General features: G+C 45.0%; 17 protein-coding genes. 7 read left to right on the top strand and 10 right to left on the bottom strand.

Annotation, left to right across the window (positions count from 1 at the left end):
• Nucleotides 1–142: 142 nt before the first annotated feature.
• From JC606_RS07360 to JC606_RS07350, 3 genes are all read right to left on the bottom strand, one after another.
• The gene (locus JC606_RS07360; protein ID WP_198778319.1) at nucleotides 143–1,213 is read right to left on the bottom strand and encodes a hypothetical protein; all 1,071 of its coding nucleotides are present in this window, start codon (nucleotides 1,211–1,213) and stop codon (nucleotides 143–145) included.
• Nucleotides 1,214–1,293: 80 nt separating this feature from the next.
• Nucleotides 1,294–2,907: an FAD-binding protein gene (locus JC606_RS07355; protein WP_198778318.1), complete on the bottom strand. Its 1,614-nt coding sequence runs from the start codon at nucleotides 2,905–2,907 to the stop codon at nucleotides 1,294–1,296.
• 62 nt (nucleotides 2,908–2,969) lie between these two features.
• Nucleotides 2,970–4,811 carry a carotenoid oxygenase family protein gene (locus JC606_RS07350; protein ID WP_198778317.1) on the bottom strand — a complete coding sequence of 614 codons (1,842 nt, stop codon included), beginning with the start codon at nucleotides 4,809–4,811 and terminating at the stop codon, nucleotides 2,970–2,972.
• Between the two features lie 386 nt (nucleotides 4,812–5,197).
• Between JC606_RS07350 and JC606_RS07345 the strand changes: the two genes are divergently transcribed.
• Entirely contained in the window at nucleotides 5,198–5,605 is a 408-nt protein-coding gene (locus JC606_RS07345) for a hypothetical protein (protein WP_102425500.1), read from the top strand.
• A gap of 71 nt (nucleotides 5,606–5,676) precedes the next feature.
• Here JC606_RS07345 and JC606_RS07340 read toward each other — a convergent pair whose 3' ends face one another.
• A complete protein-coding gene (locus JC606_RS07340) occupies nucleotides 5,677–7,104 on the bottom strand; it encodes an N-acylglucosamine 2-epimerase (protein WP_198778316.1) in 1,428 nt (475 codons plus the stop codon).
• Nucleotides 7,105–7,407: 303 nt separating this feature from the next.
• Here JC606_RS07340 and JC606_RS07335 point away from each other — a divergent pair, with 303 nt between their 5' ends.
• Together JC606_RS07335 and JC606_RS07330 are read left to right on the top strand one after the other, a co-directional pair.
• The gene (locus JC606_RS07335; protein WP_198778315.1) at nucleotides 7,408–7,956 is read left to right on the top strand and encodes a DUF2975 domain-containing protein; all 549 of its coding nucleotides are present in this window, start codon (nucleotides 7,408–7,410) and stop codon (nucleotides 7,954–7,956) included.
• 10 nt (nucleotides 7,957–7,966) lie between these two features.
• Complete coding sequence (locus JC606_RS07330) at nucleotides 7,967–8,200, top strand: helix-turn-helix domain-containing protein (RefSeq protein WP_102425503.1); 234 nt, start codon at nucleotides 7,967–7,969, stop codon at nucleotides 8,198–8,200.
• A 71-nt stretch (nucleotides 8,201–8,271) separates the two neighbouring features.
• On the opposite strand, the gene JC606_RS07325 is transcribed toward JC606_RS07330, so the two are convergent.
• Nucleotides 8,272–8,919, bottom strand: a complete 648-nt coding sequence (locus tag JC606_RS07325) for a glutathione S-transferase family protein (RefSeq protein WP_198778314.1) — start codon at nucleotides 8,917–8,919, stop codon at nucleotides 8,272–8,274.
• 98 nt (nucleotides 8,920–9,017) lie between these two features.
• Between JC606_RS07325 and JC606_RS07320 the strand changes: the two genes are divergently transcribed.
• Complete coding sequence (locus JC606_RS07320; protein WP_198778313.1) at nucleotides 9,018–9,869, top strand: LysR family transcriptional regulator; 852 nt, start codon at nucleotides 9,018–9,020, stop codon at nucleotides 9,867–9,869.
• A gap of 101 nt (nucleotides 9,870–9,970) precedes the next feature.
• On the opposite strand, the gene JC606_RS07315 is transcribed toward JC606_RS07320, so the two are convergent.
• From JC606_RS07315 to JC606_RS07305, 3 genes are all read right to left on the bottom strand, one after another.
• Complete coding sequence (locus JC606_RS07315; protein WP_198778312.1) at nucleotides 9,971–12,085, bottom strand: methyl-accepting chemotaxis protein; 2,115 nt, start codon at nucleotides 12,083–12,085, stop codon at nucleotides 9,971–9,973.
• A 377-nt stretch (nucleotides 12,086–12,462) separates the two neighbouring features.
• On the bottom strand, nucleotides 12,463–13,956 hold the full coding sequence (locus JC606_RS07310) for a cryptochrome/deoxyribodipyrimidine photo-lyase family protein (RefSeq protein WP_137406850.1): 1,494 nt from the start codon (nucleotides 13,954–13,956) through the stop codon (nucleotides 12,463–12,465).
• A gap of 112 nt (nucleotides 13,957–14,068) precedes the next feature.
• Entirely contained in the window at nucleotides 14,069–15,856 is a 1,788-nt protein-coding gene (locus JC606_RS07305) for a sigma-54-dependent Fis family transcriptional regulator (RefSeq protein WP_198778311.1), read from the bottom strand.
• Nucleotides 15,857–16,183: 327 nt separating this feature from the next.
• Between JC606_RS07305 and exaC the strand changes: the two genes are divergently transcribed.
• Nucleotides 16,184–17,704 carry an acetaldehyde dehydrogenase ExaC gene (gene exaC / locus JC606_RS07300; protein ID WP_171730946.1) on the top strand — a complete coding sequence of 507 codons (1,521 nt, stop codon included), beginning with the start codon at nucleotides 16,184–16,186 and terminating at the stop codon, nucleotides 17,702–17,704.
• 72 nt (nucleotides 17,705–17,776) lie between these two features.
• On the opposite strand, the gene JC606_RS07295 is transcribed toward exaC, so the two are convergent.
• Nucleotides 17,777–18,688, bottom strand: a complete 912-nt coding sequence (locus JC606_RS07295; RefSeq protein WP_137406853.1) for a LysR family transcriptional regulator — start codon at nucleotides 18,686–18,688, stop codon at nucleotides 17,777–17,779.
• 117 nt (nucleotides 18,689–18,805) lie between these two features.
• On the opposite strand from JC606_RS07295, the gene rhtB reads away from it, so the two are divergent.
• Nucleotides 18,806–19,429, top strand: a complete 624-nt coding sequence (rhtB, locus tag JC606_RS07290) for a homoserine/homoserine lactone efflux protein (protein ID WP_137406854.1) — start codon at nucleotides 18,806–18,808, stop codon at nucleotides 19,427–19,429.
• Nucleotides 19,430–19,547: 118 nt separating this feature from the next.
• On the opposite strand, the gene JC606_RS07285 is transcribed toward rhtB, so the two are convergent.
• Nucleotides 19,548–20,288 carry an NUDIX hydrolase gene (locus JC606_RS07285; RefSeq protein ID WP_137406855.1) on the bottom strand — a complete coding sequence of 247 codons (741 nt, stop codon included), beginning with the start codon at nucleotides 20,286–20,288 and terminating at the stop codon, nucleotides 19,548–19,550.
• A 450-nt stretch (nucleotides 20,289–20,738) separates the two neighbouring features.
• On the opposite strand from JC606_RS07285, the gene JC606_RS07280 reads away from it, so the two are divergent.
• Complete coding sequence (locus JC606_RS07280) at nucleotides 20,739–22,823, top strand: TonB-dependent receptor (protein ID WP_170222420.1); 2,085 nt, start codon at nucleotides 20,739–20,741, stop codon at nucleotides 22,821–22,823.
• Nucleotides 22,824–22,875 lie beyond the last annotated feature (52 nt).

Raw genomic sequence — 22,875 nt, 5'->3', positions numbered from 1 at the left:
AGCTATCATTACGTCTGCATGAAAGGTGAGTCTTTTGGGGTTACTGGAACTGATTGGAAGGCGTTAAGTTGTGGAGTAGCACCAAGAAAGTACTACTCCGTTGTTGTTTTGTTAGAAGCACCTGTTGTGTATTAAAGCCGATTTACAGTGATGCATTTTGAATATCATCCAAGGCATCGCAATAGAAAGGGCCACTAAACTCCAATAAGGCTTGCGGCATCTCTATGGTTTCTGCCAAAACGTTGTGCTCATATAAAGATACATTGACCGCAGCCTTCATCGATTTCATGTACTTCTGCTCTCCGCCAAAGATAATCACAGAAGGGAAGGCTAACGGGTAAAAGCTTTCCAGTTCGGATTTTACTTCCATGACCATCTTGTACTTAATTTTGTTCATTTCGAATTTTAAGTACCCTGCGCAGGAATCTACCTCTCTTTTCAGTGAAATATTGCCAATCGCCGGGTAGAAGATCAGGTCATAATTAGGAGAGATATAGCGGCCAGCCCACAGTTCAATATTAGAATTCCCAACTTTTGCGCCTGTAAACATGTAATAGAGTTCATCAGAAAGTCCCATGGTGTAGATCATTCCTGCGCTAGACTCTTTGTCATACCACCCTTTATCAAGCTGAGCGTATCCGCTTCCAAATAGAGATTGCTCACCATCGTAGAAACTGTATTGAATCGGCGTGCCAACGGTGTAAAGAAACCATTTACCTCCGACTCCCGGTAATTCAGGAATAATACCGAAAGGCGTTTGCCCCGGATTTCTGCCACGCCAATAATGAGTATGTTCGCCATCCCAACGCATCGAGAATTGGAAGTCTTCGAAAGTTACATTCAGTGTGTCTTTATTGGCGACGACAATCCCCGGTATTTCGTAATGGAACTGTTCCGAGTCGTTAAAACCACGAAGTATTAACTCATCACGAAAGATGTCGTATTTCACTGTCTTGCCGTTTACCGGTGTAAACGCGAGGTGCACGTATGCCTTAGGCGTTGGGTCAGTAAAGTTAGGAGCGATGTAGGTTTGTAGGCTGATTTTAAAGTAGCCGACCTCTGGAACGGCGATATTGTAGAACCATTGTTCAGCCCAAGTTTGTTGAGATGATGGAGTATGAGGGCGTATATCCTCGAGTGTGGTAGCAAATCCTTGTGCTACGAACAGGCAGCAACATGTTAGCCCTAAGCGCAGTAGTTGGCAGAGGTTCATTGAAGTGATGTCCTTTGTTGGATCCTTTGGAAAAACGAGTATCAGGCATAGAGCGCAGTGCTATATGCCCGACGAGCCGGTTATTTTCGGCAGATGCGAGCGTCAGTGAAGTAGAGCCCTGACTGACAAGTCGTCCCTGATTGACAGTGGGCATCTTCTTGACAGTAACATTCGCCACGCACGTTACATCCTGGTTTTAGATAATCTTCTAATAGCGTTTCACCACTCACACGCTCCCAGAATGGGTTGGTGAAGGTATCGAAAGGGTCCAGCTCCGCTTTGGCTTGCAAGAACTCAGGCCACATCGGGAAGCGAGAGGGCATGTCCTCAAAAATAGCGACTGAGTTTTTACCCCAGTGAGGTCGCGCATCATATTTTCGCAGCGACATTTGCTCTATTTCTAGGTTCACGAAGTAGTTTTTAGGTTCTTTCTTACCCTCTTTACGCAGTGTGTATTCAATGCCGACGAAAGCGGTATCTCGCCCTGCGCTCATTCCTAAATAACTGTCAGAAGCTTTACCAAATCGGAAGTAAATACCATTGAGTGGGAAGCAAGTACGTGGGTGTGCGTCGACGATCTGGCGGACATCATTGATCCAGTTTGGTAGGCGCTCAATGTCGATAGCAACTTCTTGAAGCGCGATAGGCAGACGATCCCAGATACATTTGTTCGGGTCTTTGCATTCGAAGTACTGCATTTGGTCTGAATAGCCGATAGGCTCATCAACTTTCTTACCTGTGACACTGTCTCTGAAGTAGGACTTTGCTCGGCCATTGTAACGAGCGACGGCAGCAAGACATTGCAAACCAGCCCCCGGGAATTCGTGTGCGGCATTAAACAGTAACCCGAAGAAAAACTCTTCCGCATCTGTGACATCGGCTTGTGCATTGTAGGCTTGGCCTTCTGTCTCGATTGGTACTGGGTTGTAAAGTGTGGTGGTGTAACGCCCTAGACCGGGGAACCATGCGATGTTCGCTGAGTAGTTGTTGTGTGCAATATCCAGTACCACGTCTTCAAGGTCGGAATCATCTCGATAACCGGTGACTTCTGCTTTCACTTTAAAGGCATCTTCAAGTTTTAATGTCGCTTCAACCACTACGCCAAGCACACCAAGGTTCACTCTTGCGGCGTCCAGTAAATCGCCCTCAAGTACTCTTACCTCGCCTTGCCCGTCAACAATTTTAAGCTGGGTAACGTAGTCAGCGAGCATGTTGCTTGGTCTATCCAATGTAGAGCCGTGTGTGCCACTGCCCAGCATGCCACCAACGGTAAAGATAGCTAACTCAGTCACCATGTTGATCGCGTAACCTTGCCCGCGCAAGAAGTCATTGAGATCGTTGAACCGCATACCAGCTTCAACGGTGACGGTCTTACTTGTTGCATCGAAGTGAACAATCTTATTCATATTCTTCAGAGTGATTTGAACTTGGTCGTCACCGGCACAAGCAGCATCGATTTGGCTGGCGAACTTGCGATTTCCCGTCATTACTTTTTTACCGCGTATCAGAGCGTCTTGGACGATGTTTTGCACTTCATCAATAGAACGTGGGTCGTAGATCGCTTCGGGGTGGCAAGTGTATGTTCCTTGGTAGTTCGAAATCTCTCTTTCCGGTTCATTGGAATGAAGAGAGAAAGCTGTCCCCATTACAGCAGCAAGCAAAGCGTTACCAAGTACCATGGTTTTTATTTTCATTAAGACTTCCTTGTGGTTTAGTCGAAGTTGATTTTTAAAGGTGGTTTTCTTCATCGAATGGATTAGCCAAATCGAGGCAGAATGTGTTGCTGAATGACTTCTTGAACAGCGCTGCGATGGCTTGATAAACGTGAACTGAAGAAGTCTCCTACGTTGGCTTTATAGGCATCAGCAGGTCTCGGCCCTATCTCTGCTACCCAGAGCGCATGATTCGTCGTCGCAAAATTGAGTTGCGGGTGCCCTAAGATCGCTAATGGACCTTGTGCTAAGTTTTGTGCGTCAAAGATCCAGATCTCTTTGCCATTTCCAATGCCGTAAGTAGGGTGACTACGAACCACGGCTGTGAATATGTAGCCGTCGTCTTGAGAGGTGCTGTTAGGGCGAGCCATAAACTGAGGCGTTCGCATCACACAATCTGAGGGAAATTGATACGCATCGGCGAGATTCATCGAAAGGCAGTCCATGTGCACGAGAGCCGAGGGTTGGTCGGCTTGAGGTAATGAATCGTTGGTGAACCTTCTATTGGGGTAGTGTTCATACGCCTCTGCGACACGCTTAATGACATGGTCTTTGCGATAGCCAACGGCAGCCCAATAAATATGTTCAAATTGCTCTGGGAACTGGAAGTGTCCACGGTACGCGGGATCATTCATATCCCAAAAAAGTTGGTCGTCTCGTATCAGCCTGAAGTCTTCATTTATGTGTCGGACGGATTGCGACTGAACTTGGATCCTTGCGCGTACTAAGCCGCCGACATCAATGGGTGCTGCCGGGTAACCTGCCAATTGACTCGGAGTTCTTCCACCAAACCATCGCTTATCGCGTGTGTATTGGGGCTCCGATTTGTCCATCGCTCCTAGGTATTGACCGTATAGGGTGATTTCGTTGTCATGGTCATCGTAATTACACATGATGTCTGAGGTATCGAAATCCAGTTCTAGGTAGTCGGCAACCACATAATCGCGCCCGAGGTAGAGATCTTTCTTACGAATAATCCAAGTTGGAGTCCGATGTTGCTGAGCATAAACCGACGGTATACCGATCATACGCAGCGGCTCGATTTGCGCTGCAGTTTCAAATACGAGGATGTGGTGGCGTGTTACACCAAGAGAGTGAGCGGTTGCTGCGATAAAGGCAGGCTTACCGTTACGGCCAATAATGTTCCAGCCTTGTAGAGGGTTGTGCTTATCCCATTTCAGAAGCCGTATAAATCCATTTTTAGTACCCGTGTTGGAAATGTTTCCACCGTAGTTAATGGTGAAACATTCATCCGACTCGAGATCAAAATACGGATGGCCTGTGGTACGAACTTGTGGAAACAGCAATTTGTCAGGAATAAAAGGGCTCATCCAAGGTGGAAGACTGCTCTGCCACTCATCATAGTGACCAATCGGTGTGATCAGGTCTAAGCTGAGCGCATCAAATTCGTAGGGAACCCCGCCTTCGTAGCTGAGCGCGAATCGGTTGTCACCTAGGTAGTTGGGCGCGGTATTACAATAGTTGACGAATCCCATCGTCGGGCTGTAATAAGCCATACCACCAAGCAGTTTAAAGCTGTCATAGCCATACGAGATATGCTGTTGCATGATGGCTGACGGGGTGTCAATCATCTTACGCAAGAAAGAAACTTTGCTTGGCGAAAAGTCGAGACGGGTTAGAGCGCCGCGGCCGTTCGGACTCAGGTGGTCTGGCTCCAGTGGTATCCCTTCAGAAAAAAACACATGACCATGGATATCAGCTGGCAATTCTCCACTAAGAAGGTGCAAATCTCCCGAGGTTGCGCTGCGCCCAGCCTGCATAATTGAGACTGGAAATAAGGAAGGATTGTTGCCTTGCGAAGCCAAAAGTTGGGTTGGTACAAAGGCAGCCCCAGCTACGCTTTTCAAAAATGTACGTCTTTTCATTGCTCTGATTTATATGTTTGCCCATGCATATAAACAAAGTAGGTGAGTTTTATTGGCTAGAATGAGTAATGTACAAAACTATGAAAGAGTGCAAAGAAGTCGTGTAATCTGACGGGTGGATTACACGGATTAATATCAATAAGCTATTGATTTAAATGTTTTTAATTTCGTTTTACTTGTATTTGGTTTGGCGAATTTTAACGGTGTGGTTAGCTCTTTATTTCGTTTCTAACGCCTATATTTGAAGAGAGGGTGCTTCTTGATGCGTGGCACCATTACTTTCTGTAGCGTTGTATTTAAAGGCGTGAGATAAGTTAATTTGCTATTGCAGCCATTCGCTATTGAGCGATACCATATAGGGCTATTTCTTTGGAAAAGATTCGATTATGTCAGATGAAAAACTCGCACTAGAGTGGATGCGCCAACAGGCACATAAAGTAGACCCATACGTTATCAACCCATCGTTTGATGAGTGCGTTGAGCTGCTTGATCCTGCTTTTAAGAAGGGCAAGAGTGTTGCGCAGTTAAAGTATCTGTTATCAGAAGCGGATCGTAGAGCTGGCGCGGCAGAACGTAAGCATGCGGCTTTAAAATACGCCAAAGAGAAAAGCCCAAATGCTGGTCAAATCTTGCGACTGCAAAGCAAGCTTCAACAAGTTCAGTTGGCTCTCAAGCTTGCCACTGGCGATAACAATATGACCATATCTCAGTTCTGTGCAGAGTACGATGTCTCTAAGCGTGATGGCAACACCGCATGGAATGAAAAGCTGGTAGAGCAGAACAAAAGAAGATAGTAAAACAAAAAAAGATAGCAAAATGAGCCCTTTGAACGGGCTCATTTTCGTTGTGCGCTTAAGAAAACCTGCTAAGGCCGGATGTTATTGAAGCTGACCTTCTGCATTCCCCCCTCAAGCATCTCCAACTTAACCACATCGCCTTGATATGGTATCTCGCTGTTAGCTGGTCTCGCGTAGTGAAGCACTGCAGGTTTGCCTTCCACTTGTCTGGCATATAAGTAACCAATCAACGCATGCTCAAATTGATGGTAGCCGTTGCCCCAATGAAAAGCCTTAGTGCGCTTAGGTTCAAGCCCTACACCACCATATTTGTGGTCGACCCACACATCGTGAAAAGTCGGCAACGTGTATTGTAGGGTTTCTTTCATCGAACCATCTACAAGCGATACCGTCATTGCCGCTTGGTCGAGCTCAGCCCATTCCCATGACGAAGCCCAATGAGTGTTTGGTCTGCTTTGCCAGCCAGTAATCTCTCGTCCTTGCCATGCCTTCTGAAGCTTGCCGCCAAAGTATTGGGATATATCGGTGAAGTCTTTCTGGTACTGGGCTTGGGCTAAAGTGTCCTTCATCCCTTGCATACCGAACTCTTTCCATTCGGAGTTATCCAGAGTTTGCCCGGTAAGGTAAGTCATCCAATACGCTTTGATGGTGTGACCAAAATCATTGTGATTGGCATTCGGCATCATGGCTGCTTTGCTGTGAATGGCACCGTAGAAGCGTTGTTCATCTTCGGAGTGGTAGTGCTCGATCATGGTTTGTGTCAGCCAATTCAGATCATCAAGCCATTTTGTCTTGGTAGGATCTTTCAGTAGTGGAGCTATTAACAGCATGTAGCCGTTAATCTGGTCAAGTTGTGCAACCAATTCCCGCTGAGTGACTTTGCCATCTTCACCGTCGGCAAGCACCCACGCAAGGCCACTGTTATCGTTAAGTCGGTATTGTTCGAAGATAAAAGCTTGTTGAGCGATGAGAGCGTCTTCTACCTTCTTATCTTGAGTTAGGTAGTAGTACATGGCTAAGCCAACTAGCGCATATGCTTGATCTTGAGCCGTTCGATGTTGCCACTCAAGCCCTGCTTTGCCGTCTTTGGTGAAGCTGATGAAACCACCATTTTGTTTATCTTCTAAGTGTTCAATGAGGTAGTAAGCCCCTTGCTTAGCGAGCGCTAATGCTTGTCTGTCTCCGGTTAGGTGGTAGAGCACGCCATAAGCATAGGTTTGGCGTGACTTCATCCGAGTGAACTCTTTGCCGAAGTGTGGCGTGATCCAGCCTCGATCTAACTCAGGACAAACGTTGGTCACATCAAGCAATATCCCATCATCACAGCGGAAAGTCGGGAAGTTGCCTATCGGTTCTCCTTGAGCACTCGGCATCATCCAATAAGGCGCTAATCCTTCGCTGGCATGAGCTATCCAGTCCTCATCTGAGGGGAGGGATATATTGGCAGATACAGCCAAGCTTGTGACACTGAGTAATACGATAGAGGCTCGTAACATGATGTTTATCTTAATGAATTGAATTTGCTTGAATATAAACAATCAGGTCTGCACATTGTGATTAGGCGATCACAGTCGACAAAATTATTGCGATTTGGGTAAAGGTTCAGGTGACCGGTGGCTAAGTGAATCGACTCGAGAGTGAGCTAGAACCTTCATCATTAACGGATAAATCTAACATTTTTTTATTTGCTTTGTTAAGATGCTAAAAGGAAATAAATTATCGCAAAACGATAATTTATTGTTGATCATCGTTTGTTTTGATCTTAGGATCCTCCTGTAAACTTAACAGGAACATTAACTATGTCTAACATCCAAAAACAAAGCCGACGTGTTCGCATGCTATTGCAGTCTTTTCTTGTGCTTACTCCTATCATGGTGTGCTACTTCTGGTTAACCGTTGAGACTCCCTATGACTTTATAAGTTCGACTGGTATTTTTTACCTCACTTATGACATCGGGAGTTACACGATGTTGCCACTTACTATGACAACAAGAATGGTTGCTGCGTTCACAAGCTTAGCGATGTCTAGCATCCTGATATACGCACTACTCGTTCTGATACGTTTATTCCGTAACTATGAGCGAGGCGAAATCTTCTCTTTTGAAAATGCACTGTCATACCAGAAGCTCGGGTATAGCTTGTTTTATTGGGTATTCGGCTCCGTTATCTATGGCTCATTGATGTCAGTGATTTTGTCGTTCAATAATCCACCAGGTGAGCGTATCTTTGCGATTAGTTTTGAGGGAATGGACTTTTTGACACTTATATTAGGTATAATTATTTTGATCATCTCATGGGTGATGAAAGAAGGTTATATTCTGGCTGATGAGCACAGCCAAACGATTTAAAGGACTTGTCATGACTATCCGCATTAATTTAGACATTATGATGGCCAAGCGAAAAATGCGATTAAAGACATTGGCACAAGAGGTTGGGATAACCGAAGCCAACTTGTCGGTGTTAAAGAATGGCAAGGCCAAAGCGGTAAGGCTATCGACACTAGACAAGTTGTGTGAAGTGTTAGAGTGCCAACCGGGTGACATATTGGAATTTGAAGCGAACGTTCACCAAGAGAGCGTTACTGCTGAATAGCGAGTCAGTAAATCGTATTCCCTTATGAAAACAATGAGTCTCGAAGTTATTCGAGACTCATTCGCTACATGTTAAACAGGCTCTCCTGCCTCGTCTTCTTCAACGATATCTTTTTCTAAACTCGCCTCTGCCAACCATTTCTTTATCGACGGACTATTCAACACACGTTGTTGATACTGTTGGGCTTTATCCGAAAGCTTTATGCCGTAGGTTTCGACTCGCAGTGCTAGAGGTGCAAACATCGCATCGGCAATCGACCATTCTCCAAATAGCCAACCCTCTGGGTATCTCTCCATTTGCTCAGACCAAATGGCATCGATGCGAGCAATATCTTTCTGGGCACCTTCACTCAAAACCAGCTTTCTTTTGGCTCGGCAGTTCATTGGTAACTCATTTCTGATGTTGAAAAAACCAGAATGCATTTCTGCCGAGATAGCTCGGGCTAAGGCGCGTTCAGCAATGGAACTTGGCCATGCAGTACCGTTTAGGTAGGCATCGTTAACGTATTCGAGAATCGCCAATGAATCCCACACTGCAACGTCACCATCAACCAGAGTCGGCACTTTTGCAGTGGGTGTCACTTTCGCTAACGTGTTATAAAAATCTGGGGTGAATAGCTTAAGTTTGATGACGTCTGCGGCGAGGTTGTAGTGATCGAATATTAGCCATGCGCGCAGTGACCAAGTTGAGTAGTTCTGATTAGCGATATAAAGCTGCATAAATGCTTCCTTGCGTCTGGTGGGTATGCATTTGAGCTTAAGGGATTGTATTGCGGCGCACTAACGGATAATTTTGATGCAATACATTAATAAAAACGATGGGTGGTGATTTCAATATGGATATTGATGCGTTGAGAGGCTTTCTTGCGTTTGTGGAGACCAGCAGTTTTACACGTGCTGCAAAGCAGATTAATCGCACCCAGTCGGCCTTTAGCGCTCAGATGCGTAAGTTAGAGGAAGAACTTAACGTTACTCTGTTTCAAAAGGAAGGACGCAACCTAGTATTGACTGAGGCGGGCTTGGCATTGCGTTCTCATGCGGAGCAGCTCGTCGCACTCCACAATACGGCATTGAAACAAGTAAAGCGTTATGAAGACAAACAGCCACTGCGATTAGGTTGCCCTGAAGACTATAACGACAGCATCTTGCCGAAAGTGATTAAGCTGTTGCAGAACGCAGAACCCACGTGCTCCATTCAAGTATTTAGCTTGCCGAGTATTACGCTTAGAGAGTGGCTTGATGATGGTAGGCTTGATGCTGCGATTGTGACCCGCGCTCCCGATAGTGAAGAGGGATATTGGCTAACCAATGATGCGGGCGTTTGGATAAGCAGCCCTGATTTTGTGTTTGATGATTCTAAAACTGTCCCACTCGCATTGTTCCAGACGGATTGTAAATACCATGCTGCGGCAGTGAATGGTTTAACCAAACAAGATACGCAATATCAGCTTTTAGCGTGCAGTAATACGGCTTCAGCGCAGCGTGCAATCGTCAAAGCTGGATTGGCAATTGGTGCGATGGGCAAGCTCAGTGTCACGCCTGATTTGAAGATTCTCGATGATATGCCGCCGTTACCTGCGGTAGACATCGTACTGTTGCTCGCGAGTAAGTATCATCCAGTATTGGACAAAGAGGTACTCAATCAGCTGGTTGAATTGGATTCTAATTAGATCTTGCTCGGTGAGAGGCATTGATTTCGAGAGTGAACAATATATAGAAAGGCCGAGAACATTGCGTTTCTCGGCCTTGTTTTTATGGAAGAGAGGGTGAATTACGAGAGCTTAAATTTGCTCAACTCTCCGTGTAAATCTCCGGCTTTTACTGTCAGCTCATTACTGATTTCTACCGAGGATGTCATGGTGTCCATCACTTCCACAGCGGTGTCGTTAATGATGACTACGTTACGGTTAATCTCTTCAGATACTGAACTTTGCTCTTCAGCTGCAGAAGCGATTTGATTGTTCATGTCGTTGATGACTTCAATGGCTTGGTTAATCTCAGACAGCGCTAAATGTGCTGCTTGAGTTTCGCCCTTGGTATCATTCGCTTGCTTTTGACTTTGTTCCATCAATACCACGATAGATTGGGTCTCTTGCTCTAGGCGCGCTAGCATTGAGCGAATCTCTTCGGTCGAACCTTGAGTACGGTTTGCTAGATTACGCACTTCATCGGCCACCACCGCAAAGCCTCGCCCTGCTGAACCCGCGCGAGCAGCCTCAATGGCAGCGTTCAGAGCCAGTAGGTTCGTTTGTTCTGCAATCCCCCCAATTTCGCTCAAAATACCTTGAATAGCGGTGCTCGAATCGACCAAATTTTGCGTTTGTTGCTGCGCATCATTCACTTGAATGGCTAAGCTATCAACTGCGCTGGCGGCATTGTCCATGCGTGTCATGCCGTTAAGGCTATTACTTTGTACCTGGCTAGCGGCCGCAGCGGCTTGAACGGCTGAGTTCGCTACTTCTTGTGCAGTGGCACTCATCTCATTGATTGCAGTGGCGAGTGAGTTCACTTCGTTTACTTGAGCGTTCAACTGGTCACGGGATACCTCTGCACGCGCTTGACCCTCAGTCGCATTCTTATCGACTTGGTCTGCTGTCGCCATTACAGTAAGCAGCATCTCTTGTATGCGAGATAGGAAGGTATTGAACCAGTGAGCCAGTTGCGCGGTCTCATCTTTTCCTTTTACTTCGATGCGGTAGGTTAAATCGCCTTCGCCCTGTGCGGCATCTTTGAATCGCTCGACCAAGTTATTGAGAACTTTGCCCAGAGAGTTGGCAATCAATGCCATTGAGATGATGCCTAGAAGAACGGCGACGATCCCCGCCCACACACCTTTTTCAAGCGCTTTCGAATTCTGTTCATCACTCCACTGGGTGTATTCGTCGACACTTTTTGCAAGGTGACTACTGGGAACCGACACCATGACTACCCACGGTGCGTCGCTAGTTTCGATTGCAGTTATGGCGTATTCCTCTCCGCCAAATGTAACCAACCCAGCCCCAGACTGTTTAGCGATAGACTGAACTCGCGACCATTCTTTTTCTAGCTCTGGCGAGACTTTCTTACCCACCATGTTTCCAGCGCTGCTGTTGGCTAGGGTGATACCTTTCCATGAAGTGATGAGGATTCTACCTTGTCCGTCGAATAGGTGACGAGCAAGACCTTCACTCTGGCTTTGCAGTTCATGAAGTGACAAATCGAAGCCAAGTGAGCCGATGATCTTACCGTTTTGCTTAATCGGCTGGCTGATGGTCGTGATGAGTTCTTGCTTACCACGAACCGGATAGAAGTACGGCTCCATTACGAATGTTTTACCAGTTTGGTAAGGCATTAAGTGCCAGTCGTCTTTGCGTTCACCATTGCTGTTTAGCTCGGTATTGCTGTAGCTCTCCATTGCGACCGCGTCAAAGCTGTTTTCGTCATTGGGAGAGAAGAAAGGGGCAAGGTAGCCCTGACTATTAAAGCCTAATTCGCTGTCCAAGCTGTTTTCGTCATTGAGATCGGTTTGTTGTGGCCAAGTCTTGTTTTCCCACACCATGTAGCCGGCAAATACGGCTTTGTTTTGTGCTTCTAGCGCGGCAGTAAACTGTTTAACGATAAGGTCTGCGCTAGCGTCCGTTTCTGAACTCAACTCAATGATTGAACGTGCTTGTGTTAAGTTGGCTAGTACCGGGTTCAGTTGGTTGGAAATGTTTAACCCTTGCTGAAGTGCCGTATTTTGTAAGTCGGTTGTCGTAGCATCGGTTAACTGTAGTTTTACTTTCTCTGTGACTTGTTTGTTCACATCAGTAAAAGCGCTAGTGGTCATGCCCATTGCGATCAACAGGGTGAAAGCCATCGCCCCGCCCGCACTCACCGCAATTCGCGTTCGTATACTGTTAAACATATGATCTCTCTAGCTAAATAGTGGTAGTTTGCAGAGATTTTAAACAAGATAAGTGAACGGAAAATGCAAAAAAATGAACACAAAAAGAATAGAGAGATCAAAAATATAAACAAGATTGCATAATGTGCAGTTTTGGCTTTGCTCGCAACGCTTAGATGAATATGAAAATCATCATTTAGTAATCGCTAACTTTATGTATTTATTAGTTTTAGTGATGATTAGGTGAGTTTAATGTTTTAGTAAGGCTGCAATTTTGCCTCTCTAGTTTGTGACCGCGAGTCTATTACTCATTATATGACGACGATCACAATTAAATTTATTTAACCCAATGAATTACCACTCTTTTTATAAGTGATTTAAAGAGGGAACACGTTGTATTAGCTTGCCCGTGTTGTTTTGCTTTGTTTCTTCGGTGGCCTAACGTGGCGTGACAAAATACGACTGCGTTCTTGTTTCACTTCCGTCAGCTTTCTCCATGACCATAAACGCACTCGTGCTTCCTTGGCGCTCACTTCGAGGTCGACGACTGGATTAAGGTAAGGGGAGTCTGGTTCAAGCTCGTGCATCATGACTTCCATAGGTGTCATCTTCCAAGGCTCAAACAGAAGTGGAGTGGGTATGTCTAAAAGTTCGGGTACCCATTTTCGGATGAAGTCCCCATCGGAATCGTGCTCTAGGGCTTGCTTTGTTGGGTTGTAAATTCGGATGGTGTTGATGCCCGTTACCCCAGCTTGCATTTGAAACTGTGGGTAATGAATGCCGGGTTCAAAATCGAGGAACAGCTGCGCTAAGTGTGTGACACCATCACGCCAGTCCATGTTCATATGGTGAGTGAGAAAGCTCACCAGCATTGAGCGCATGCGGAAATTAATGTACCCCGTATGATGTAGGCAGCGCATACAGGCATCGACCAATGGCACACCTGTCATCCCCATCTTCCATGCCTGAAGATGTATCGGATCTTTTACCGTCTCTTTTTGCAAGAGTGCTTCGTAGGCGTGATTGATACAGCGATATTCCATCGCGCATTCCGATTCAAACTTCTGCATGAAATGACAGTGCCAGTGAAGCCTTGATGAGAGCGCAATCAAGCTGCGACGAAACCCTGCGACTTGCCAGTGCCCCAACAGGTGTTGATAAACCTCACGCAGCGATATATTGCCCCAAGCCAAATATGGGGATAGACGTGTACAGGCATGTCGTGAAGCTTCTGGGCTTGAGATGCTGCGATAGTAATCGCGACCACGGCGCTCAAAGAAGTCATTTAATGTTGCCCATGCCAGTGCGCTTCCACCCGTTTGTATGCCTTTAACTTTGGTTAACCAAGCTGGTGGAGGCTCGATTGCGAATATAAGCTCCTGTGCATCAAGGGTATGTAGTGATTCTGTCGTTAACTGATTTTCTTCTATGGGAGCACGCATGACATTGTTCCAGTGCTTGTCCCAACCGATTCTGTCTTTCGACCCTCTTACGACAGCGCCTTGTGCGAACTCTTGCCATGGGATGTTGTGATCTGTAAACCAAGCAGAGAGTTCTCTGTCACGCTCAAAAGTGCAATTTAATCCTATCTCTTGATGAGAGAAGACGTTTTTGATGCGGTAACGAGATTGAATCGCTTTGAAGCAGTCCATCGCACTGCCATGAAGTATTGAAACCTGATGTCCATACTCTTTCAGCGACCGATTCATGCATTGCAGCGACTGCCAAACAAACCGCCAATGTCGCTCAGAGTAGTGGGCATTGTTTAGCAGCATAGGTTCGAAAATGTAGAGCAATATCGTTGGGGGGTGACCTGATAAAGCGTGTTGTAAAGGTGCGTGGTCGGTGAGTCTTAAATCACGCTTTAGCCACACTATGTTGATTGTTTGCATCTGAGCCCTCTTTCGTTTTCAAGCATTACGAATCAGAGGGCAAAACGTCTCACTGGAAGTGAGTTTTATTTTCGATAATGAAAGGGCAGGTTATGATCTCCTGTTTTCATTATTAGAGAATGCCTAAGCTTTTTAGTTTTCGATAAATCGTATTACGGCTGATACCAAGTATGCGTGACGTCTTACTGATGTTGCCTTGGTTGGCTTGATAAGTTTGCAACAAGGTTTCTTCAACGGTGCTTCTTAAATCGTTACTCGCTGTACCTTTTATGGCATTAGAGGTTGTCGATTGGTGGTGATTATCATGCGCTAACGACGTGAGGTGTTGAGCTAGATGGCTGGGCACATGCTCGAGTGTGAGTTGTGGTTCGTCGTTTGCCAGTAAAGTGGCGACTTTAAGTAGGTTGTCTAACTCGCGGATATTACCCGGCCATGAATAGGCGCATAGCAACCCCATCAAATGCGGGCAGATTGTTCGCTCATCTTCAGCGTATTTACGATGAATATGCTCGATTAAAGCATGCTTATCTTGTCGCTGTTGCAAGCTTGGCAAGGTAAAGGCTAAGCCATTGAGTCTGTAATACAGGTCTTGCCTAAACTCACCGGTTGCGACTAACTGCTCGAGGTTTTTGTGAGTGGCAGCGATGATCTGGCAATCGACTTGGTAGCTCTGATTGGAACCGACAGGCACCACGGATTTGTCTTGCAGAACATGCAGCAATCGACATTGAGCCTCTAATGGCATGTCGGCGATCTCATCTAGAAACAGAATTCCCTTATCTGCTTGGCGGATCTTACCTTGGAATCCTTTGTGGCTTGCGCCTGTAAAAGCCCCCGGCGCGTAACCAAACAATTCAGATTCGATAAGATCTTTCGGTAGTGCACCACAATTCACCGCGACTAAGGGCGACGATTTACGCTGGCTTTGCTTGTGTAAAGCCTTAACAAACTCGCCCTTTCCGACACCGGTTTCACCAAGGATTAATAGGCTAATGCCTTTGTCGATAACCTTATTGGCCTGCTGCCAAGCGTGTTCTATCTGTTGTTCACCATGGTGTAAGTCACACGACACTGAAATAGAGCGTGTGCGCTTGGCTGTTGGGCGTTTTAGGTGCTGTTTTTTAAACACAAAAGGTGCATCAATTGAAGTTCGGTTGAAGAGGGTGTCGATACTCTCACCGACGATCGAGGTTTGATCCAATAGTTGTGAAGCGACCTGATTGTGCGCGACCACCTCTCCAGCTTCGTTGGCTATCACAATCCCTTGCCAACCACTATGAAGTAGCGATTTCTCACACGCGAGATCAATGCGAGTCGTGCCTTGTGGTATATGGCTCAATAATTGATTCCCAACAAGCTGAACCATATTTTGAACGAGCAGTTGCACCGAACTATCGTGTTGCTGCTGCTCACTGGTAATGTCCAATACGCCAACCATTTGCCCTTGATGATCAAACACTGGGCTTGCTGAACAACTGATAAATCGATGCTGGTGGATGAAGTGCTGCTCACCAATGATGGTTACAGGTTTAGCTTCCACGATCGCCGTGCCAATGGCGTTGGTCCCTTTGAGTTGTTCCTGCCAACACGCTCCAGAGCTGAGTGCAATCGAAGTCAGTTTTTCCTTGAACCGCTCTTGTCCCCAACTAGCGAGAATCACCCCTTCAATGTCGGTTAAGATCAAACGACTGTCGGTACGTGCAAACATCTGGTTAAACAGAGGCAGTGCATTGCGCTCGACGATTTGAATCAAGCTCGATGACTGATGACGTCGCTGCTTGAGAATCGACTGTGGCAGGCGAATATCTTCGGGAAGACGTCTCTGTTTTAGCCCCGCTTCTGTGCTGCGGTGCCAAGACGATGAAAGCCAATCTGAGGTGTTTGCTTGTTGAAGGTGCATGACTGTTCCATGTCGTAACAGTGAGAGTGTACCAAATTGGAACAGTTGAACATTGGATTGGTTTCCATACAGCTGTTCAATGCCAACTCACTTTGGGTTGTAAATGTTTGGTAATCATAATTTTACAATTTACTAACAACAAGTTTTGAGGTTGTGGCGTGTGATTTGCGTTGTTCTTGTTGTGAAGAAAGCACGAAGTATCAGTGTTTTAAACAGAAAGCATAAACATAGGCGTATTGTCATGAGTTCTTGTCTCAAGAGAAGTCGCCACAAAAATAAGACAGCTCTCGCTTAATAACGAAAAACACATCTAAGAAGGATCTAACTATGATTTACGCACAGCCGGGTAGTGACAACGCAGTGGTGAACTTTAAAGCTCAATACGATAACTTTATCGGTGGTGAGTGGGTGAAGCCTGTCAGCGGCGAGTATTTTGATAATACGTCTCCCGTGAATGGTCAGGTGTATTGCCAAGTCGCGCGCTCAACCGAGGCGGACATTAGCTTAGCACTCGATGCGGCGCATGCAGCTCGTGCGAGTTGGGCTGCGACCAGTGTGACAGAGCGTTCGAATATCCTACTTAAAATTGCTGACCGCATTGAAGCAAACCTAGAAGAGATCGCAGTTGCTGAGACATGGGAAAACGGCAAACCAGTGCGTGAAACTCTGGCGGCAGACATTCCGTTGGTTGTCGATCATTTTCGCTACTTTGCGGGCTGTATTCGAGCGCAAGAAGGCAGCGCAGCCGAGCTTGATTCAAACACTGCAAGCTACCACTTCCCAGAGCCAATTGGCGTGGTAGGGCAGATCATTCCTTGGAACTTCCCAATCTTAATGGCGGCTTGGAAATTGGCCCCTGCACTGGCAGCAGGCTGTTGTGTGGTGATGAAGCCAGCCGAGCAAACACCAACATCGATTTTGGTGATGATGGAGAAGATCGCTGACCTTCTGCCTGCAGGTGTGGTCAACATCGTGAATGGTTTTGGTAGCGAAGCAGGTCAAGCGTTAGCAACTAGTGACCGCTTGGCTAAATTGGCGTTTACTGGCTCAACAGAAGTCGGCCACCATATTTTGAAATGTGCGGCTGAAAGCTTGATTCCATCAACCGTTGAGCTTGGCGGTAAGTCTCCAAACATCTACTTCCCAGACATTTTTGATTATGAAGATGAGTACCTAGATAAGTGTGTAGAAGGCATGCTGCTGGCGTTCTTTAACCAAGGTGAGGTGTGTACCTGTCCATCGCGTGTGTTGATCCACGAATCGGTCTACGACAAGTTCATCACCAAAGTTGTCGAGCGCGCTCAAACCATCAAGCAAGGTAACCCGTTAGACACTGACACTCAGGTTGGCGCACAAGCCTCTCAAGAGCAGTTCGATAAGATTCTTAGCTATCTAGAGATTGGTCGTCAAGAGGGGGCGAAAGTGTTAACTGGTGGTGAAATCGCGCAGCAACCAGATGATCTGGGTAATGGTTATTATATTCAACCAACCATGCTCGAAGGCAATAACAAGATGCGCGTCTTCCAAGAGGAGATCTTTGGCCCAGTTATCGCGGTGACTACCTTTAAAGATGAAGCTGAAGCGTTGGAAATTGCCAACGATACTGAATATGGTTTGGGTGCAGGTGTATGGACGCGTGATGCCAACCTTGCTTACCGCATGGGTCGCAACATTGAAGCGGGGCGTATTTGGGTGAACTGTTACCATGCGTACCCAGCACACGCGGCCTTTGGTGGATACAAGAAATCAGGCATCGGTCGTGAGACACACAAGATGATGCTCGATCACTACCAGAATACGAAGAACTTGTTGATCAGCTATGATACGAATCCGCTAGGCTTTTTCTGATTACACTAAAATGGATTCAGGGGACTATTTGACTCAGTATAAAGCGCCGTATCAACGGCGCTTATTCCCATTTTATTGCCCCGATCCTGAATGCTCTGACTCACTTTTTTGCAGTGTAATCGAGTCGAGTTCACCTAAATGTTTTACAAACAATTCGAGAAGTTTGGGCTGTCTAGGGTGGTATGCACTCAGTAGTACCATCTTCCGGTTGTATTTCTTGTTGGTTATTGGTGTGATGGTGATGTGTTCATCAAAGAGTTCCAAACCAGGCCAGACTGGAACAATTGATACTCCAACCTCTTCCACCACCAGTTGAGCAATCGCCTCAAGGGAATCCAGGTCAAAAATGGTATTCTTGGTCATCCCTGTGTCGTTCATGAATCGTTCCGACATCTGCCCGCCCCAACAGGTAGGGTCATATCTAATATAAGCGTTGTTTTTCAGTATACTTGCAATAGACCCTTGAATCGTTTTGCTATGAATTAATGCAAGAGGCTCATTTCTCAGTTCTCTACATCGTAATGTTTTTGGGATAGCTGAGGGAGGTGCAACGATAATCGCGGCATCAAGGTCGCCATTGATAAGGCTCCGATTTAAGTCGATAGAATTCCCAGGAATGATATGAAATTTAGCCTGCGGTGCAACTTCGCGAATGGACTTGAGAGTCGATGGGATAAACGCGGTTAATGACGTTGAGTTAGCTCCCACTCTTAACGTGCCATCTAATCCCGACCCTTGCGCAACTTCGATAAGATCACGAGTCTCCCTGATAATCGATTTTGCTTTGGGGACAACCGCCAAACAGGCATAAGTGGCCTGAACAGTACTTCCTGCTCGTCTAAACAGTTTACAGTTAAACTCGCTTTCTAACGTTTGAATCCTTTGACTGATAGCTGCTGGTGTTATGCCTTGGGCACGAGCTGCAGCGGCTATTGACCCTTCCTCTACGACTGCGACAAGGCTTTCAAGAAATCGGCTGTCCATAGGTTTCCTTATGAATGAATATATAAAAAATTAGTTTTTCTACTTTTATGTGGTGAGTAAACTAACTACAACTGCGGCTTAAGTCTAGAGTCGATGTCACTTTAAAAGGAAGCTTAAATGAATTTTGATTTGTGGTTTGCGTTTTTGATGGCGTGCATTGTTTTAGCTGTTTCTCCTGGTGCAGGGGCCGTGAATATGATGTCAATAACAATGAAATACGGCTTTCGCCGAAGCGTGATTTCAAACCTTGGGTTACAAGTTGGGAATATGTTCAATATTGCGATAGTTGGTGTTGGGCTTGGTGCTGTTCTTGCCCAATCAGAGGTTGCGTTTAACGCTATAAAGTGGGTCGGGGCACTCTACTTAATTTATTTAGGTATCAAGAAGTTTACCGAGACGGTGGATAATACAGATTACAAAGAACACCAGCAGAAAGTAAGTGGCTTGAAAATGTTTTGTCAGTCAGTGATTGTCAACGTTACCAATCCTAAAAGTATTGTTTTCCTTGTTGCTCTTTTGCCCCAGTTTATTGTGTCAAGCAGTCCCCATGTAGAGCAGATACTAGTGCTAGGTAGTACTTTACTTACCGTCGATATGCTTGTGATGTTTGGTTATGCACTGTTAGCCAGTCGTTTGAGCGGATTGGTTAAGAATCGCCGTCATATGATTGTGCAAAACCGTATTTTCGGCAGTGTATTTATTGGTACAGGCAGTTTATTAGCGTTGGCTGGGCGAAGCTAATATGGGCTTTCAAGGATATGATGAGTTTATTGATTTACTTAACTCAGATATTGCCTCTTTGAAAGCGCCTATTAATGGCGCTTTTTTCATGGTGTAAACTTCTCGAACAAACTTTTTATTATTCGCTTTTAGAAAAGAAGACTTCTGGCTTATGAGTAGGCCCTGAATTGCCTTCGAGTTGAGTCAGTTCCAAACCTTGTTTACCGACCAAAGAAGCGACCATCTGACGGTTGAACGGGTAGTTCTCTGTGTTGTTGATGAACTCTTTTACATCTACCCATTTGGCTTCCGCAATTTCATCCGTGTCTTGAATCGCAATCTCTTGAGTTTGAGCTATCAGGTGGCAAACAAAGTAGAGGTTCGATTTGCCAAACTGATATGGGTGGCGCGTTGCCATGCCAACTACCGATACAAACTCTGCTTTGATGCCAGTCTCTTCCATGGTCTCTCTAACCACAGACTCTTCAATACTTTCGCCTAGTTCAATGTGGCCGCCAGGTAATTTATAGCCCGTCATACCATGTTCTTTGATAATCAGTACTTGGTTGTGTTCATTAGTGATCAATGCGCCAGCACCCAAGGTGTGAGTGGGAATAAAAGGCACAAATTCAACAATCTTGGATTTGTGAATCAGCGTAATTTCGTCCTCTAGGCAGTTGTGGAACACAAAACCAAGTTCGGTCGCTACAGGGATAAGGTGTGATAATGCAATTGGTAAGCTGATCCAAATGATGCCTTTGTTGTTTTGCTTTGAAAATTCGGTGATCTTGTTTAGTTCAGCATGGAATGAGTCAACATCATATGTGACTGTTGCTGGATTGATGATGATGCCGTTAAATTTATCGAGCGTAAATTCCACAGATGATCCTTTATGGTTTTGATTTATTATATGTCGAGAATTTGGTCAGCTTATATCATCTTAGGTGTCGATAACACTCTAATCATTAAAGGATATATACGAGGTAACCCCACGCCTTCGTAAATACAATCATAAGTTGAGTGTTATTGTTAAAATGGTAAATTAATTGTCCTTACTCTTTATTTTAGCGATCGCTTAGGAAGTCAATCAATAACCTTAAATCCCTTTTCTACTAAAAAACTGTGCCTGCCAATGGTATTTCTCCCCCTTATTTAAATGAGTTTTGTATAAATATAATAAGTAAGCCTCTCTTTATAAATGATAGTTATTTGCATTTATTCGCGATACAAGGAAATATACCCAGCGCAAATGAGAATCGTTTACATTATTATTACTATATTCATTTGTTTTTTATTAGATATTACTTATTTATGGATAAAGGTTGGACCTATGGCGTTAAAAGTATCTAAGCTAGCATTTAGTGTGTGTTTATCATTAAGTTCCTTTACTGTTTTAGGGGAAGCTATTGACCCTGATAAATTAGAAGTAATGGTGGTGACGGCTGGAAAGGTAGCCGAAGAATCACAAAAGTCCCCGATCAGTATTTCAGTGTTATCGGATTACGATGTTGAAAGAGCTGGTATCGAAAACACGTTTGATATTGTAAAAAGAACCCCAAATGTCTCCATGATTAAAGCGGGTAACCCTTCCGATGCGAGTTTTCTTTCTATGAGAGGAATTACCCCCACCATGGAAGGCTCACAATCTGTACTGTTTTTAATTGATGGTGTCATGTATCAAACGTTTGACACAGAATTACTCGATGTTGAACGTATTGAAGTATTGCGTGGGCCACAGGGTACCCTATATGGGCGAAATGCTTCATCAGGTGTTATTAGCATCCATACAAAGGATCCTGACTTTTTCACTGAAGGTAGCGCCGGGTTAACCTACGGAAGTTACAACCAAATTAAGGGCAATCTTATTTCGGGCGGTGCTATTGCAGATAGCGATGAGTGGGCATACCGTACTGCGATTCAATATTCGACGGATGACGGCTATTTTACAAGGGACTATGACGGTAAAGACGACGTTAATGACGTAAAAGACTTTAATGGTCGATTAAAAGTTCGTTGGGTACCCGTTGATCAGTCATGGGATGTAATTGCTACTGTCGATGCCCAAAATCGTAAAAATGGCAATATGTCATTCGCTACACTAGACCAAATTAATCAAGATAGCCATAAAGTCTATTCCAACTTAGAGGGGTTAGCGAAAGCTGATATCTTGACTGGTTCAATTCGTGCAAATTATGCTGCAGATAATTTCGATTTTACGTCTATTACGGCTTATACCAAAGAGGATAAAGTTGATAACCAAGATTTAGACTTTACTCAAATTAAAGGTAATAAACTTTTTATTGATTCAGACTTTTCTCGTGTGACACAAGAGTTGAGATTGAGTTCTGATCAAAATGATGCCATTCGTTGGGTGAGTGGTCTGTACTTCTTTGATGAAACTGCCAAAAATGATATTGGCCTTGATATGCTTACCGAAAAAGGCAAGATGTTTAATCAAACCAAATCAAAATCAAAGGTAAGTAATTACGCTGTATTTGGTAATGTTAATTATCGATTCTCTGACAAATGGGAAGCGATTGCTGGTTTACGTTATGATTATCAGAAAGTTCAGTTTGATTATCTTTACCTTGAGAATATGGGATATCCAGATTCAAACGGCTCAGATGCGGCTAGTTTTTATGAATGGTTGCCTAAAGCTGGTTTAAATTTCTACGCTACCTCCGACATTATGATGTTTGCGAGCATCGCGCGCGGTTATAAAAGTGGTGGTTTTAATATGCTAACTCCGCCAACTATTTCACCAAAGTATGATCCTGAATACACAATAAACTATGAATTAGGAATGAAGAGTGAATGGTTAGATAATCGTATTCGCTTTAATTCGTCAGTATTCTTGATCGATTGGAAAGATCAACAAGTTGAACAGCAGGCTTACCCTAAGTCCTTTACCCAAAATGCAGGGGGCACCGTTAGTAAGGGCGCTGAATTTGAGTTGTCATGGTTAATTCAGCCTGGTTTAACGACTTGGGTTAACGGTGGATTTAATGATGCAAGCTTTGATGATTTTGTTAGCAAGGATTACGACATGAATGGTGGCTTCGCCGGTCAACATGATTATAGCGGTAATCGCCCAGCCAACTCTCCTAAATATACTTATAGCCTAGGTGTGGATTATAACTTCTTAGAAAACTACTTTATTTACGCTGACTATAACGTAACGGGTGATTTTTATTTCGATAGTGCTAACACGACTAAACAAGATGCTTATGGCGTTCTGAACTTAAGGGGGGGGTACACAAGCGATAATATTGACCTGACTCTTTGGGCGAAAAATGCATTAGATAAAGAATACCTGACACGTGCCTTCCCTATGGGGGATGCACCAAATGAAAAATGGTACGGCCGCTCTGGTGACCCAGCGACAATTGGTGCCACTGTCAATCTAAAATGGTAGTTCTCCAATAATATACTCCCCCTCTGTTTGAGGGGGATAACTACAAATTATT

Origin of the sequence: Vibrio sp. IB15, from assembly GCF_016406055.1 — a bacterium.
Lineage (GTDB): Bacteria > Pseudomonadota > Gammaproteobacteria > Enterobacterales > Vibrionaceae > Vibrio > Vibrio chagasii.
The sequence above is the reverse complement of the archived record's forward strand: the minus strand, read 5'-3'. Positions and strand labels throughout refer to the sequence as shown.